The sequence below is a fragment of the Rhodococcus sp. PSBB066 genome (assembly GCF_017068255.1).
GTDB classification, from domain to species: domain Bacteria; phylum Actinomycetota; class Actinomycetes; order Mycobacteriales; family Mycobacteriaceae; genus Rhodococcus; species Rhodococcus aetherivorans.
The window spans coordinates 5,262,535-5,278,091 of sequence record NZ_CP070859.1 but is presented as its reverse complement, the minus strand read 5'-3'; the positions used below and the strand labels follow the sequence as shown (position 1 = coordinate 5,278,091).

Here is a 15,557-nt window from a genome sequence, read left to right as displayed (position 1 = left end):
CGCCACCTACCTCGGGGTTCGGATCGGCGATACAGCCATGCGCACGAGCCTACTGGTCCGCGGGGTCTCCGCGGCCCGGCTCGGCCGATTCGTCGGCGGGGGTGGTGCCGGGCGCCGATGCGGAGGATCGTGAGGGGTGCCGGGCGACCGGCGGCCAGGTGCACCGCGAGGGGATCGGAGCGAAACCGTTGAGTACCGAGCACAGGCCCGAGGATCCGCTGGAGAACATCGACGAGGACGCGAAGCGCCGCGCGAAGGAACAGGCGGAGGAGATGCAGCGCCGGTACGAGCCGGGGGCTCGGCCGACGGTGACCCTGCCCGGGACCGGGGGGACGGTGTCGGGCACGGCGTTCGCCGACCTCGTCGACACGGGGTCCGACGAGGTCGACGAGGAGGGCGACACCGCCTCCGGTCGCTGAGCCCCGCACCGCGGGGAGGCGCTGAGCCCCGCACCGCGGGGAGGCGCTGAGCCCCGCACCGCGGGGAGGCGCTGAGCCCCGCACCGCGGGGAGGCGCTGAGCCCCGCACCGCGGGGAGGCGCTGAGCCCGGACGGCGGTCACATCCGGGCGAGCAGCGCGTCCAGCGCGTCGTAGCTCTGGCCGAGACCCTCGGCCATGCCGGAGTTCAGCATGCCGTCGCGTTCCTCGGGCGTGTGGAACTGCGAGACGGTGACCACGCGGGTGCGGCCGTCGCCGAGGTCCTCGAACGTCGCGGTGTCGATGGCGACGTATGCCGGCATCCCGTCCCATTCGAAGGACTGCACGATGCGGTCCTTGGGCGCGATCTCCCGGAATCGCCCTTCGAACCCGTGGGTTTCGCCGTCGCTGTGCTCGACGAACCGCCAGTGTCCACCCCGTTCGAACTCGTAGCGTTCGACGTCGAGCCGGTTGCCCCGGCCCCACCACTGGGCGAGCAGTTCGGGCTCGGTGTAGGCGGCCCACACGCGGTCGCGGTCGGCGTCGAAGACGCGCTCGACCCGGATCTCGCGCTCGCTGGGCGTCGTAACGGCAAGCGGAGCAGAGGGATTCGTGGTGGTCATGACGTTCCTTTCGTTCGGTCGAGGAACTCCGCGAGGCGGTCCATGCGGCCCTCGATCATCTGCTGGTGGTTGCGGATCCAGTCCGCCTCCCGCTCGAGCGGGTTGGTGCCGAGCCGGCAGTAGCGCACCCGGCCCTTCTTCTCGGTGGCGACGAGACCTGCCTCCTCGAGTAGCCGGACGTGTTTGGTGATCCCGGTCGGCGTCATCCGGTACCGGGCGGCCAGGTCGCTGATCGAGGCCGGTCCGGCGCGCAGGTCCTGGAGGATCCCGCGCCGGGTGGGGTCCGACAACGCCGCGAACGTGGCATCGAGACTCGAATACTGAACCATCAGGTTCAGTGTTGCATCGGGGCGGAGCCCTGTCAACGGTCCGGGCGGGCCGATAATGTGCAGCTCATGCCGAGGTCCTTCGCCTTCACCACCGAGCTGGACCACCACGTCCGGGACGTGCACGCGGCCCTGATCGACGAGCGGTACTGGCTCGACCGGGTGGCGGATCGGGCGAGCGCCACCGCGGTGGTCGAGGAACCGCACGGTCCGGGCACCCTGCGCGTGACCGTCACGGACCGGTCCGAACCCTCGGAGCTGCCGTCGATCGTGCGCGGGATGCTGCGCGGCCCGCTGGTCATCGAGCGCACGGACGAATGGGGTCCGCTGATGGGCGAGGCCGCCGAGGGGCGGCTGTCCGGAGGCGCCACCGGCCTGCCCGTCGCCCTCGAGGGACGCTCGCGGCTGCGGGTGAGCGAGACCGGCGGCACGTTCATCGACGTACAGGGGCAGGTCGTCGTCCGGGTTCCGCTCCTCGGGGGCCGGATCGAGTCGATGGTGCACGGGATGGTCCTGCAGATCGTCGAGAACGATCGGATCGCGATCGCGGCGTGGCTGTCGCGCTGACCTGCCGCGACCGCCCGCGCCGCGCCCGCTGCACCGCCGCGGCGGCGAGCCCTGTCGCCGCGGTGTGATAAGCCGGTGGAGGACCGGAACACACCGAGCGACGAGGGGACCTGCGTGCTGACGCTGCACCGCGCCGAGCGCGCCGACACCCTGGCGGCCGCCCTCGCCGACCTGCTCGCCGTGCCCCTCGCCGACCCGTTCGCCCGCGAGCTCGTCGCCGTCCCCGCCAAGGGGGTCGAGCGGTGGCTGACCCAGCGGCTGTCGACGGTGCTCGGGGGCACCTGCGGCGACGGCGTCGCCGCCAACATCGACCACCCGTCGCCGGCACGGTTGGTGGACGAGGCACTGGCCGCCGCCACCGGCCGGGCGGCGGAGGACGACCCGTGGCATCCCGACCGGATGCTGTGGACGCTGCTCGACGTCGTCGACGACTGCCTCGACGAATCGTGGTGCACCGTCCTCGCCCGGCATCTCGGCCGCGACGGCGTCGATCATCGCGCCGGCCGTCGCTACGCCACCGCCGCCCACCTGGCCGGCCTGTTCCGCAGCTACTCAACGCAGCGCCCGGAGATGCTCGTCGACTGGGCCGCCGGCCGCGACACGGACGGCACCGGCCACGGCCTCGCCGACCACCTCGGGTGGCAGGCACGGCTGTGGCGGCGGCTGCGCGAGCGCATCGGCGACGACAGTCCCGCCGAGCGGCTCACCGCCGCCTGCGCGCGGTTGCGCGCCGAGCCCGCGCTCGTGGACTGGCCGTCGCGGCTGTCGCTGTTCGGACCCACCCGGCTCACCGTCGCCCAGTGCGCCGTGCTGTCCGCGATCGCCGCGAACCGCGATGTGCACCTGTGGATTCCGCACCCCAGCCCGGCCATGTGGGAGGGGCAGGCGGCCGCGGAGCCGGTGCGCCGGCGCGCCGACGACCGCAGCGCCCTCGCGGTGCAGCACCCCCTCCTGGCGAGCCTGGCCCGTGACGTGCGCGAACTGCGCGCGCACCTGGCCGGCCCCGGAGTCGCCGACGTGCACCACGCCGGCCGGCCCGGCCCCGACACCCTCCTCGGCCGGCTGCAGGACGACCTCCGCGCCGACCGGCCCCCGGCCCGCTCCGCGGTTGCCGACGGCACGATCCGCATCCACGCCTGTCACGGCCCGGCCCGGCAGGTCGAGGTGCTGCGCGAGTGCCTGCTGCACCTGTTCGCGGACGATCCGGGTCTCGAACCGCGCGACGTGGTCGTCATGTGCCCGGACGTGGAGACCTACGCGCCGCTCGTGCAGGCCGCCTTCGGTCAGGGCGCCCTCGCCCAGCGCGACGCTTCCGGACACCCGGGGCACCGGTTGCGGGTGCGTCTGGCCGATCGGGGCCTGCGCCGCACCAACCCGGTGCTGGCGGTCGTGTCGACGCTCGTGGACCTCGCCGACGCGCGGGTGACCGCCAGCGAGGTCCTCGACCTCGCCGCCGCCGCGCCGGTGCGCCGGCGGTTCGGCCTCGTCGACGACGACCTCGAACGGCTGCAGGAGTGGACCGCCGCCGCCGGCGCCCGATGGGGCATCGGCAAGGGGCAGCGAAACGCCTTCGGGCTCGGGGACTTCCCGCAGAACACCTTCGGCACGGCACTGGACCGGATCCTGCTCGGTGCGGCCGCCGACGAGTCGCAGAGCGAGTGGCTCGGGCTCACCCTCCCGCTCGACGACGTCGAGAGCAACGACATCGACCTGACCGGACGGTTCGCCGAGTACATCGACCGGCTGACGGTGGCGCTGCACGGCCTGCGCGGTCCGCAACCGGCCGCGCAGTGGGCCGCCGCCCTCGCCCGCGCACTGGACCTGCTGACCGACGTCGAGCCCGCCGACGCCTGGCAGCTTGCCCAGGCGCACCGCGAACTCGCGGCCGCCGTCGAGCACGCCGGGCCGGCGCCGCTGCGGCTCGCCGACGTGCGGGCCATGCTGGCGGCCCGGCTCGCGGGGCGGCCGACGCGCGCGAACTTCCGCACCGGTGAACTGACCGTGTGCACGATGGTGCCGATGCGGTCGGTGCCGCACCGGGTCGTGGTCCTGCTCGGCCTCGACGACGAGGTCTTCCCCCGCACCGCGCACATCGACGGTGACGACGTGCTGGCTTTGAACCCCTGTCTGGGAGAGCGTGATCCGCGCAGCGAGGACCGGCAGTTGCTGCTCGACGCCGTCATGTCGGCGGGGGAGACGCTGCTGCTGTTCTACACCGGTGCGGACCCGGTCACCGGCGCCCGCCGGCCCCCGGCGATCCCGCTCAGCGAGCTGCGCGACGTGGTCGAGACGATGGTCGGACCCGAGTGCATGGCCGAGGTCGTCACCCGGCATCCGCTGCAGCCGTTCGATCCGCGCAACTTCCGGCCCGGCCACCCGCTGAGCTTCGACCGGGCCGCACTCGCCGGGGCGCGCGCCGCGCAGCATCCGGCGAGGCACCGGCCCGGGCTGCTGCACCGTCCGCTCGCGCCCGTCGCGCGCACCGACGTCGACCTCGCCGACCTCGTCGCGTTCGTCACCCACCCCACCCAGGCGTTCCTGCGGCAGCGGCTCGGGGTGCGGGTGCCCGACCGGGACGAGGACATCGCGGACGCCCTCGACATCGGGCTCGACCCGCTCGCCCGATGGGACCTCGGCGACCGCATGCTCGAGTCGCTGCTCGCCGGCACGGACCCCGCGGACTTCCGGGCCGCCGAATGGCGGCGCGGGACACTGCCGCCGTACCGGCTCGGCGAGCTCGCGCTCGACGACGTCGCCGGCACCGTGGACGCCCTGGTGGCGGTGTGCCGGCCGATCTACACGGGACCGGCCGACACCGTCGACGTGAACGTCGACCTCGGCGACGGCCGGCGGCTGACCGGCACGGTCGGCGGGGTCCACGGCACCGTCGTCGCCCGCAGCACCTTCTCCCGGCTGGCGCCGAAGCACCGCCTCACCGCCTGGGTGCACCTGCTCGCCGTCGCCGCGTCGGACCGGCCGGGGCAGTGGCAAGCGATCACCACCGGCCGCGGCCGGTTCCGCAGCACCCCGGCCTGGCGGTCCACGATCAACGCCCCCGCCGACGCGCTCGAGCAGCTCGCCCGGCTCGTGGACCTGCGCGACCGCGGGCTGCACGAGCCGCTGCCGACGGCCACCGCCGCCGCCGCGGAGTACGCCGAGCGGCGACACCGCGGCGACTCCGTCGAGATGGGCGTCGACGCCGCCGCCCAGGAGTTCGGCTCCACCTACGGCGAACGCACCGACCGGCACATCGCCTACCTGTACGGCTCCGGCGTTACGCTGCGGGACCTGACCGCCGTCGCCGCCCGCGACGACGAGCAGGCGTGGCACGGCGAGCCCACCCGGTTCGGCGCCCTCGCGCGGCGCCTGTGGGAGCCGTTGCTGTCCAACGAGATCCAGGGGCGTCCGTGACCCGAACCGTGTCGAAGTTCGACCTGCTCGGGGCGCTCCCGACGGGCACCACCGTGCTCGAGGCCAGCGCGGGAACCGGCAAGACCTACGCCATCGTCGGCCTGGCCACCCGGTTCGTCGCCGAGGGGGCGGCGGAGCTGTCGCAGCTGCTGCTGGTGACGTTCAGCCGCGCCGCGACGCAGGAACTGCGCGAACGCACCCGGGACCGGTTCGCCGGCGTCGCGCGGGCGCTGGCCGACCCGGAGGCCGCGCGGCACCACCCCGACGAGCTGATCCGGCACCTCGCCGGCGGCGACGTGGCCACGCACCGGCGCCGGCTGCTGCGGGCCCTGTCCGACTTCGACGCCGCCACCATCGCCACCACGCACGGGTTCTGCCAGCGCATGCTCGACGAGCTCGGTACCGCCGGCGAGCGGGACACCGACGCGGTGCTCGTCGAGGACGTCGACGACCTGACCATCGAGGTCATCGCGGACCTGTACCTGCGCCGGTACGGGCGGGCGGACAGGGCACCGATCTCGCATGCCGAGGCCGCGGAGGCCGCGCGCGCCGCGGTCTTCGACCCCCAGGCCGCCCTCGCCCCCGAGGGCGCCGACGGCACGCCCGCCGGGGAACGCGTCGAGTTCGCCCGGGCCGTGCGGGCCGAGGTCGACCGGCGCAAGCGCCTCGCGGGCCTGCGGGACTACGACGACCAGCTCGCGCTGCTGCACGCGGTGCTGACCGACCCGGAGCACGGCGAGGCCGCGTGCCGCCGCATCGGCTCCCGCTTCCGCGTCGTGCTCGTCGACGAGTTCCAGGACACCGACCCGCTGCAGTGGGAGATCCTGCGCAGCGCGTTCCACCGCCGCACGACCCTCGTCCTCGTCGGCGACCCGAAGCAGGCCATCTACGCGTTCCGCGGCGCCGAGGTGCTGAGCTACCTCGGCGCGATGGAGTTCGCCGACGGCCACCAGGAACTCGTCTGCAACTGGCGCAGCGACGGGAACCTGCTCGCCGCCCTCGACCATCTGTACGGCGGTGCGGCCCTGGGTGATCCGCGGATCGTCGCGCACCCGGTGGAGGCGGCGCAGCCGGCGTCCCGGATCGCCGGGGCAGCGCCGCTGCGGCTGCGGCACCTGCCGCGGACCGGGGCCGGCCCGTGCGGCGCCTCCGGTTTCCCGAAGGCCCAGGCGCTGCAGGAACGGGTGGCACGCGACGTCGCGGCCGACGTCGCGGCCCTGCTCGGTGGCGACGTCACCGTCGACCTCGGGGCCGGCCGCCGGCCCGTCGAACCCGGCGACGTCGCGGTCCTGGTGCGCACCAATGCGCAGGTCGCCCTCGTCCACGGGGCGCTCACCGGTGCCGGGATCCCGGCCGTGCTGGCCGGCGGGACGAGTGTCTTCGCGACCCCGGCCGCGCGGGAATGGCTGCGGGTGCTGCAGGCGCTCGAACAGCCGCACCGCCCCGACCGGGTGCGGTTGGCCGCTCTGACCTCGCTGATGGGCCGCACCGCCGAGGACGTCGATACCCGGGGCGACGAACTCGTCGCCGCGATCGGCACCCTGCTGCGCGAACTGGACGTCGTGTTCGAGCGGTCCGGCTTCGCCGCGCTCTTCGAGCGCCTCGCCGCGTTCTGCGACCTCGAACCGCGGCTGCTGGGATGGCCGGGCGGCGAGCGGGAACTGACCGATCTGCGGCACCTCGCGCAACTGCTCGACGAGACCGCGTCGGCCGAGGCGCTGGGTGTCACGGCGCTGACCCGCTGGCTGACGGAACGGATCGCCGAGGCGGGCACGGCCCGCGCCGACCGCAGCCGCCGCCTCGACAGCGACGCCGCCGCGGTGCAGGTGCTCACCGTCCACGCCAGCAAGGGCCTCGAATTCCCCGTCGTGTACGTGCCGTTCGCGTGGGAGTCGGGCGTCCGGTCGAAACCTGACCGGCTCCTGCTCCACGACGACGACGGCCGCCGCGTCCTCGACGTCGGCGGCGAGGGCAGCGCGGGCTACGGCGAGCGCCGCCGGCGCCACGACGAGGAGGTGGCCGGCGAGGAACTGCGCCTGCTCTACGTCGCGCTGACCCGCGCCCGCTGTCACCTGGTGCTGTGGTGGGCTCCGGGGTACAGCACCTCCGGTGCCCCGCTGCACCGCATGCTCTTCGGCCGCGTGCCGGGCACCTCCGAGATCGCCCACAAGGCGCGCGTGCCCGAGGACCCGATCGTGGCGCAGCAGCTGACCGGGTGGGCCGGCCGGGCCGCCGGCACGGCGTCCGTCGAGGCCGTCGGATCGGCGCCGATCCCCGCCGTCACGTGGGTGCGGCCGCACGAGACCGTCGTGGAACTCGAGGCCGCCCGCTTCGACCGCGAGCTCGACGACGCCTGGCGGCGCACCTCCTACACCGCCCTCACCGCCGCCGCCCACGAGGGGCCCGGCGCGGGCGCCGAGGCCGAACAGCCCGCGAAGACCGACGAACCCGAGGAACCCCCGCTGCTGCCGGCCGACGCGGCGGACGACGGCATCGCGTCCCCGATGAACCCGCTGCCCGGCGGGGCCGTGTTCGGCACCCTCGTGCACGCGGTGCTCGAGGTCGTCGACACCGCGGCCGCCGACCTCGGGGCGGAACTGCTGCGCTGTTGCCGCGACACCGTCGCCGAACAATTCTCCGACGTCGACCCCGAGGAGCTGGCCGAGGCCCTGCTGCCGGTCCTGCGCACCCCGCTCGCCGGGGGCGCGGGCACGCTCGCCGACATCGCTCCCGCCGACCGACTCGCCGAACTCGACTTCGAGCTGCCCCTCGCCGGGGGTGACGACCCCGTCGCCACCACCGTCACCCTCGACGGTGTCGCCCGGCTGCTGCGTGCCCACCTGCCCGCCGGCGACCCGTTCGCGTCCTACGCCGATCTCGTGGGCATCCTCGAGCCGACCCCGCTGCGCGGCTACCTCACCGGCAGCATCGATTCGGTCCTGCGGATCCACGGCACCGAGCCGCGATTCGTGATCGTCGACTACAAGACGAACCGGCTCGGGCCGGAGGAGCTCACCACCGCCCACTACACCCGGGACCGGATGGCCGAGGAGATGCTGCGCGCCCACTACCCGATGCAGGCGCTGCTGTATGCCGTTGCCCTGCACCGGTATCTGCGGTGGCGGCTGCCCGGGTACGACCCGGCCGTGCACCTCGGCGGCGTGCAGTACCTGTTCGTGCGCGGCATGGTCGGCCCGGACACCCCCGCGGGCTGCGGCGTGTTCGACTGGGCGCCGCCGCCCGCCCTCGTCGCCGAACTGTCCGACCTGCTGGCAGGCAAGGAGGTCCCGTGACGAACGCCCAGGTGGCCCAGCGTGGCAAGGGGGCCCTGCGGGTCTTCAACGAGGCCGGGGTGCTCGCGGCCGCCGACGTGCACGTCGCGCTGCGGCTGGCCCAGCTGTCCGGGGAGACCGCCGAGGACGTGCACCTCGCGACCGCGTTGGCCGTGCGCGCCGTGCGTGCCGGTTCGGTGTGCCTGGACCTGACCCGGTTGCGGGAGGTCACCGTCGACGAGGCCGCAGAGGTGGATCTCGCGGCGCTGCCGTGGCCGGACGACGACGCCGTCGTCGCCGGGTTGCGCCGCAGTCCGCTCGTCGTCGGCGGCGACCGCGGCCCGCTGCGCCCGCTGCGCCTGGTGGACACCGCCGACGGCCCGCTGCTGTACCTCGAGCGCTACTTCCGTCAGGAAGAGACAGTCCGGCAGATCCTCGACGCCCGCGGGCTCGGTCATCCCGTCGTCGACGAGCAGACGCTCGAGCGGGGGCTGCGGGAGCTGTTCCGGGACCAGCACGACCCCGGCCGCCCGGCCGCCGCACCGGATCGGCAGCGCATCGCCGCGGCGCTGGCCGCCACCGGGTGGACCACGGTCATCGCCGGCGGGCCGGGCACCGGCAAGACCCACACCGTCGCCCGGATCCTGGCGCTCCTGACCACGCTGCACGGCCCCGCCCTGCGCATCGGATTGGCCGCGCCCACCGGCAAGGCCGCGGCCCGGCTGCAGGAATCCGTCCGCGAGCAGGCCGAGCCGCTGGGCCTGCGCGCCGACCTGTCCGCGATGACCCTGCACCGCATGCTCGGCTGGCAGCGCGGCCGCACCCGGTATCGCTACCACGCCGGCAACCACCTGCCCTACGACGTCGTGGTCGTCGACGAGACGTCGATGGTGTCGCTGACCATGATGTGCCGGCTGCTCGAGGCCGTCCGCCCCGGCACCCGCCTGATCCTGGTGGGCGACCCCGACCAGCTGACCTCCGTCGACGCCGGCGCCGTCCTGGCCGACCTCGTCGCCCGTCCCGTCACCGCCGCGGGAAACCCCGTTCTCGGCCGCGTCGTCGGACCCGACCTCGACGCCGGCGACGACCCCGCCGAGGCGGCGCTCTCGCCGGGGGAACGGAACCGGCTGCGCGGCGGCGTGATCCGGCTCAGCCGCGGCCGGCGGTTCGGTGGCGACATCGCACACCTGGCCGTCGCCGTGCGGGAGGGCGACGCCGACGCGGTGATGCGGATTCTCGAGGGCGGTGGCACCGAGGTGTCCTTCCACGCGCCGAACGACCTGGAGGCCCTGCGGCACGACGTCGTCACCACCGCCGCGACCGTCACCGCCGCCGCCGTCGCGGGCGACGCCGGGACTGCGCTCGAGCAGTTCGAGACGCACCGCCTGCTGTGCGCGCACCGCGAGGGACCGTACGGGGTGCAGTGGTGGGCGCGGCGGGCGATGGAGTGGATCGCCACCGACACCGGCCGGCGGCTCGACGCCGAGCGCTGGTACCCGGGTCAGCCGCTGCTCGTCACCGCCAACGACCACGAGACCCGCATCTACAACGGCGACACCGGCGTCGTGGTCGTCGACGCCGCCGGCGAACCCGTCGCGGCATTCGCGCGCGGCAGGGAGCCGTTCCGGCTCCACCCGAGCCAGCTGTCGGCCGTGCAGACCGTGTACGCGATGACCATCCACCGCAGCCAGGGCAGCCAGTACGGCACGGTCTCGGTAATCCTGCCCCCACCCGAATCCTCGCTGCTGACCCGCGAATTGCTGTACACCGCGATCACCCGGGCGCGCGGTCACGTGCGCCTGATCGGCACCGAGGAAGCCGTCCGCGCCGGGGTCGAGCGGCGGGTGCTGCGAGCCAGCGGCCTGCGCCGGCAGCTGCCGGGCCCTCGGGCCGTCCGGTGATACCAAAGTGGTAGCATCGGACTCATGGCCATGACACTCCGGTTGACCGACGAGCAGGAGCGAGCACTTGCGCTGTTGGCGGAGGCCGACGGTGTGAGTAAGCACGAGGCGACGGTGCGTGCCATCACGGAGGCGGCGGCGCGGCGCGTGCGGGACACGCGGGTGCAGGCATTGTCCCGTGACGGCCGGGAGCGATACGCTGCGCTGCTCGACCGATTGGCTCAGTGAACGTCGAGTACCTGGAACTCGAGGATCTGCTCGCGCTTGCGGCGGATCTGGGAGTGCCGCACATTCGCGATCTCGGTCTCCTGGATTCGGCTGCGCACCGACCTCGCTCCTCGCTTTTCGGGCGTGATGCCTATCCGTCGATCCACGAGAAGGCCGCGGTGCTGCTCGAATCGATCGCGCGGAACCATCCTCTGGTCGACGGCAACGAGCGGCTCTCGTGGATGGCGGTGTTCGTCTTCTACGGCCTCAACGGGCTCGATCTCGACGCGCCGGACGACGACGCGTACGACCTGGTGATCGCCGTCTCTACCGGGACGATCGACTACCGGGCAGCAGCCGAGACACTCGCCGGCTGGACGTAGCGTAGGTCCCCGACGAGCCGTATGAACGGCCGTGCGCCGGAGCGCCGAATCGGGTCGGAACCCCAGCGGGGACGGGCGCGCGGTGCTCGACCAGGTGCCGGACGACGTGCCCGGCGTCCGCGCCGGCCCCGCCCACGAGCATCGAGCGGAACGACGACTGGAAGCACAGCCCGGTGAAGTACAGGCCGGGGATGTCGGTCACCACCCCGTGCTCCTCGAGCGGCCAGCCGTCCGGGCCGAGCACCGGCAGGTCGATCCAGTCGTAGACCTGGCGGAAACCGGTGCACCACAACACGTTCGTCACGTCGAGGACGCGCCCGCCGGCGAGGACCGGACGGCCGTCGACGACCCCGGTGACCCGTTCGGTGATCCGTTCGACGCCGAGCTCGGCGAGATCCTCCCGCTTGACCCGCAACAGCGGTGCGCCGTGCCGGCGTTCGTGTTCACGCACCTTCCGGCCGAGCGGGGTGCGGACGGAGAGCACGTGGCCCCACACGAACCACAGGACCGGGAAGAGCACCCGCATCCGGCGGCTCTCGATCCGCACCGGGAGCTGCCCGGTGTCGCGGCCGCACAGGATCGTCGGATGCGACGTCGCCACCTCGTAGGCGAGGTCGCCGCCGGAGTGGGAGGCGCCCACCACGAGCACCGGGCCGTCGATCAGCTGCGTCGGATTACGGTATTCGCTCGAGTGCAGCTGCACGATCCGCGGGTCCAGCTCCGCCGCGAATTCCGGGATGCTCGGGGTGCGGCCGAACGTGCCGGTCGCGACGACGACGTTGCCGGCCTCGATCCGCATCTCGCCGCAGTCGAGGAGGAAGCGGTCGCCGTCGCGTGAGAGCCGACGCACCCGGGTGCCGCCCGCGACGGGGAGATCGAACCGCGCGGCGTATGCCTCGAGATAGTTTGCGACGTCGTCCTTCGTCGGAAACCGGTGCGGATCGCCGGGGAACGGCATGCCGGGCAGGCCGTCGTATCCGGCGGGACTGTACAGGCGCAGCGAATCCCAGTGGCTGCGCCAGTTGTCGCCGATCCGCCGGTTCGCGTCGACGATCAGGAAAGAGCGGCCGCGCCGGGCGAGGTGGTAGCCGGCGGACAGACCCGCCTGGCCCGCGCCGATCACGACGGTGTCGATCAGTCGGGGTGCACTGTCGGTGGCCATGGGGAACTCCTGTCTCGAGGGGTCTGGACGGACGACGTTAGGCGCCGCCGGCATCGGCCGCGTCGGGCGAACTATGTAGCCGGCCGAGAACCCGGATGGGTCATTCTGTGCAGCTCAGAGCAGGTGGTGCTCGTACGCGTATGCCGTCGCGGCCGCCCGGGAGGACACGTCGAGCTTGGTGAAGATGTTGCTCAGGTGCCGTGCCACGGTCTTCTCGCTCAACACGAGTTCACGGGCCACGGCCCGGTTGGTCTTCCCGGTGGCGACGGCCCGCAGCACTTCGACCTCGCGCGGGGTCAGCCGGCCCCGCGCGGCCGGCCGCGTCGGCACTCGCGCGAGGTCCCGCAGGTCCGGCTCGGCGTGCAGGTCCCGGAACGTCGCCGCCGCGGCCTCGTACTCGAGCCGCGCCGACTCGGCATCGCCGAGCGCGTCACAGCAGCGGCCCTGCAGCACCCGCACCCGCGCGCACTCGTAGGGCGCCTCGAACCCGCGCCAGAGCCCGCACGAGCGGCGCAGCCGGTCGAGGGCGGCGCGCGGTGCGCCCTCGGCGAGCAGGACGGCCCCGGTGACCTGCTCGGCGATCGCACTCAACGCCGGAGCGTCCTGTTCGCGGGCCAGCGCCGCGAGTTCGTCGGCGCTGCGGCGCGCGGCCGCGACGTCGCCGACGGCGAGCGCGACCTCCACGTGGCCCGCCAGCAGCCGCGGACGATAGAGGGGAAGCGATTCGCCGAGCGCCCGCCGGATCCCGGCGAGCGCCGCGTCGGGGTCGCCCTGACGCAGACGCAACAGCGCCATGCCCGGTTGGATCTCGCGGCCCAGCCGGCCCGCGCGGCGGTAGGCGTCCTCGGCCTCGTCGAACTCGCCGCGCAGCCGGTGCAGTTCACCCTGTTCGTACAGGGCCATGCCGACGGCCGGTTGCCCCGGTGGGTCCGACAGCCGACGGAACGCGAGCCGGGCCAGGTCCATGGCCTCCGTCCAGGCGCCCTCCAGTTGCAGGATCTCCGCGCGGTGTACGAGGCACTGTCCACGGAACGGGACGAGGCCGGGCTGGGCGTCGCACCAGCGGCCGAGTGCCCGCGTCCATTCCCTGGCCCGCTGTAGCTGGAACGTGCCCTGGCAGGCCTCGATCACCGCGCAGTACACCAGGCCGGCCACGACCGGCGAGACCTCTTCGAGGGTCACGCCGACCATCACCTCGTCCAGCGTGCCGAGACCGCCGGTGACGTCGCCGAGCAGGATGCGGCACTGCCCGATGCCGAGGGTGCTCAGCGCGACGAGGTCGGCGTCGCCGCAGGACTGACCGATCGCCTGGGCGGCGGTGAACGCGGGCAGGGCGTCGGCCGGGCGGTTCGCATGCATGTCCTGCACCGCCGCCGGCAGCAGCAGGAAGCCGCGCGTCGCACAGTCCGGGCGTCCGGGATCGCTCAGGTGCTGGGCCCGGGCGAGCCAGCCGCCGGCGCGCGCCACCTCACCACGGTTCATCAGCAGGAAGCAGAGCCAGAAGGCGCTGCGTCCGGCCCCCTCGGGGTCGTCGGCGTCGAGATGGGCCGAGAACGCGCGTTCGTACAGCGTCGCGCAGTCGTCGTCCCGGCCGACCAGATACGCCGACCGTGCGAACAGGTCGAGGTCGTCGGCGGTGAGGGGCTCGTGCGCGTCGGCGGCGCGGAACGCGTCGAACGCCCGCGTCCAGTCCCGCGCGTGGAACGCTGCCCGCGCGTGGTCGAGCACCGTCGACGGGCCCATCCTCGCTCCCTGCGGCGACCGAACGTGCACCGAGTGGTTGCCTGCGATCCTACGCCCCCCGGCCTCCCGGTCCGGGGCGCTGCGGAGATCAGTCCGGCAGGCCGGGCCGGGTACGGACCGGTGCCAGACCGGAGACGAGGACGACGGCGGTGATCGTTCCGGCGGCCATGATCGCGGCGAGCACCACGATCTGGAAGCGCCCGGCCTCGAGCGGGGACACACCCCCGAAGATCGCGCCGACGAAGGCGCCCGGCAGCGTCACCAGCCCGGTGGTCTTGGTCTGGTCCGTCGACGGGATCAGCGCCGAGTGGACGGCCAGACGCGTGAGCTCGCGGGTGGACTGCCGCGGCGTCGCACCGAGCGCGAGCCAGCCCTCGACGGTGTCCCAGTTGTCCCCGGTCAGTTCCGTGAAGCGCCGCCCGGCGAGGGTCGCGATCGTCATCGCGTTGCCGACGACGATGCCGCCGATGGCCAGCACGTACCGCGGGGAGAACTCGATGGCGCCGGTGACGAAGACGATCGTGAGCGTCACGGCGATCCCGAGCGCCATCGCACCGGATACGAGGGCCACGTGTCCCGGGCTCCAGCCGATCCGGCGCGATGCGGTGAGAGCCGCCACGGTGAACATGACGAGCAGGGCGGCGCCCACCCAGATCGGATTCGTGATCACCCCGGACAGCACCACGCTGATCAGGGCCAGTTGCACGGCGCCCCGCAGCACCGCGATCGCCGGCGCGAACTGATGCGGGGTGCGGTAGCCCCACAGCACCGCGGTCGTCGTCCCGACGAGCAGTGCCACCCCGACGGCGGTGGGCACCAACTCCAGGGACCAGGTCACCTCCGGAGCGTATCCGCCGGTCGCGCCCCTGCAACATCACCTGTGTCTGCCGTCGGCAGACGAAGCGCCCCGGCGCGCGGAGCCGGCGCCAGGATGACGGTCATGATCACCACACCACCGCTGAACTACCGCGACCAACTCGCCGACCGGCTCTTCCAGCACCGCACGGTGCTGCTGACCGGGGAGGTGAACGACGACACGGCCGAACGGGTCTGCTCCGAACTCGTCCTGCTCGCCACGGCCGACACCGAACGCGACGTGGTCGTCTACATCAACTCGCCGGGCGGATCGGTCCTCGCCGGGCTCGCGATCTACGACACCATGAAGCTGATTCCGAACGACGTGGTCACCGTGGCTCTCGGGTTCGCCGCGAGCATGGGGCAGGTGCTGCTCGCCGCCGGCACGCACGGCAAGCGGATCGCCTTGGCGCACAGTCGCATCATGATGCATCAGCCGTCGGCGGGGATCGGCGGCACCGCGATCGACATCGCCATCCAGGCCGACAACTGGGAATACATGAAGCGCCAGTCCGAGGAGATCCTGGCGGCCGAGACCGGGCGCCCGGTGGAGCAGATCGCCGCCGACAGCGACCGGGACCGGTGGTTCACGCCCGAGCAGGCCCGCGAGTACGGCATCGTCGACGCAGTGGTCGACTCGTTCGGTCAGCTCGCCCCGTTCGCGGCCGGTCGCCGGATGGGGTTGTGATC

Annotated in this window: 13 protein-coding genes; 8 read left to right on the top strand and 5 right to left on the bottom strand. The window is 73.5% G+C overall.

The window, feature by feature from the left end; all coding sequences use genetic code 11:
• Positions 1–188 precede the first annotated feature (188 nt).
• The gene (locus tag JYA75_RS23955) at positions 189–419 is read left to right on the top strand and encodes a hypothetical protein (RefSeq protein WP_239010489.1); all 231 of its coding nucleotides are present in this window, start codon (positions 189–191) and stop codon (positions 417–419) included.
• Between the two features lie 138 nt (positions 420–557).
• Here the strand turns inward: JYA75_RS23955 and JYA75_RS23950 are convergent, their stop codons facing one another.
• Positions 558–1,040, bottom strand: coding sequence for an SRPBCC family protein (locus JYA75_RS23950; RefSeq protein WP_006948019.1), 483 nt, complete (start codon positions 1,038–1,040; stop codon positions 558–560).
• Complete coding sequence (locus JYA75_RS23945) at positions 1,037–1,369, bottom strand: metalloregulator ArsR/SmtB family transcription factor (protein ID WP_203329453.1); 333 nt, start codon at positions 1,367–1,369, stop codon at positions 1,037–1,039. Before JYA75_RS23945 ends, JYA75_RS23950 begins: the two co-directional genes overlap by 4 nt.
• A 66-nt stretch (positions 1,370–1,435) precedes the next feature.
• Here JYA75_RS23945 and JYA75_RS23940 point away from each other — a divergent pair, with 66 nt between their 5' ends.
• From JYA75_RS23940 to JYA75_RS23915, 6 genes are all read left to right on the top strand, one after another.
• A complete protein-coding gene (locus JYA75_RS23940) occupies positions 1,436–1,933 on the top strand; it encodes a DUF2505 domain-containing protein (protein WP_239010488.1) in 498 nt (165 codons plus the stop codon).
• A 114-nt stretch (positions 1,934–2,047) separates the two neighbouring features.
• Positions 2,048–5,344 carry an exodeoxyribonuclease V subunit gamma gene (gene recC / locus JYA75_RS23935; protein WP_203329451.1) on the top strand — a complete coding sequence of 1,099 codons (3,297 nt, stop codon included), beginning with the start codon at positions 2,048–2,050 and terminating at the stop codon, positions 5,342–5,344.
• Positions 5,341–8,637, top strand: a complete 3,297-nt coding sequence (locus tag JYA75_RS23930; protein ID WP_029542274.1) for a UvrD-helicase domain-containing protein — start codon at positions 5,341–5,343, stop codon at positions 8,635–8,637. Before recC ends, JYA75_RS23930 begins: the two co-directional genes overlap by 4 nt.
• The gene (recD, locus tag JYA75_RS23925) at positions 8,634–10,517 is read left to right on the top strand and encodes an exodeoxyribonuclease V subunit alpha (RefSeq protein ID WP_203329450.1); all 1,884 of its coding nucleotides are present in this window, start codon (positions 8,634–8,636) and stop codon (positions 10,515–10,517) included. The genes JYA75_RS23930 and recD overlap by 4 nt, the downstream gene beginning before the upstream one ends.
• 24 nt (positions 10,518–10,541) lie before the next feature.
• The gene (locus JYA75_RS23920) at positions 10,542–10,745 is read left to right on the top strand and encodes a hypothetical protein (protein ID WP_029542277.1); all 204 of its coding nucleotides are present in this window, start codon (positions 10,542–10,544) and stop codon (positions 10,743–10,745) included.
• On the top strand, positions 10,742–11,107 hold the full coding sequence (locus JYA75_RS23915; RefSeq protein WP_203329449.1) for a type II toxin-antitoxin system death-on-curing family toxin: 366 nt from the start codon (positions 10,742–10,744) through the stop codon (positions 11,105–11,107). Before JYA75_RS23920 ends, JYA75_RS23915 begins: the two co-directional genes overlap by 4 nt.
• Here the strand turns inward: JYA75_RS23915 and JYA75_RS23910 are convergent.
• The 3 genes from JYA75_RS23910 to JYA75_RS23900 all read right to left on the bottom strand — a co-directional run bounded on the left by JYA75_RS23910 (position 11,052) and on the right by JYA75_RS23900 (position 14,850).
• Positions 11,052–12,269, bottom strand: coding sequence for an FAD-dependent oxidoreductase (locus JYA75_RS23910; RefSeq protein ID WP_203329448.1), 1,218 nt, complete (start codon positions 12,267–12,269; stop codon positions 11,052–11,054). The two genes, JYA75_RS23915 and JYA75_RS23910, sit on opposite strands and share 56 nt — an antisense overlap.
• A 114-nt stretch (positions 12,270–12,383) precedes the next feature.
• Positions 12,384–14,012, bottom strand: a complete 1,629-nt coding sequence (locus tag JYA75_RS23905) for a LuxR family transcriptional regulator (protein WP_029542281.1) — start codon at positions 14,010–14,012, stop codon at positions 12,384–12,386.
• Between the two features lie 88 nt (positions 14,013–14,100).
• On the bottom strand, positions 14,101–14,850 hold the full coding sequence (locus tag JYA75_RS23900) for an ABC transporter permease (RefSeq protein ID WP_029542282.1): 750 nt from the start codon (positions 14,848–14,850) through the stop codon (positions 14,101–14,103).
• Between the two features lie 105 nt (positions 14,851–14,955).
• Between JYA75_RS23900 and JYA75_RS23895 the strand changes: the two genes are divergently transcribed.
• Positions 14,956–15,555 carry an ATP-dependent Clp protease proteolytic subunit gene (locus JYA75_RS23895; RefSeq protein WP_196813355.1) on the top strand — a complete coding sequence of 200 codons (600 nt, stop codon included), beginning with the start codon at positions 14,956–14,958 and terminating at the stop codon, positions 15,553–15,555.
• Positions 15,556–15,557 lie beyond the last annotated feature (2 nt).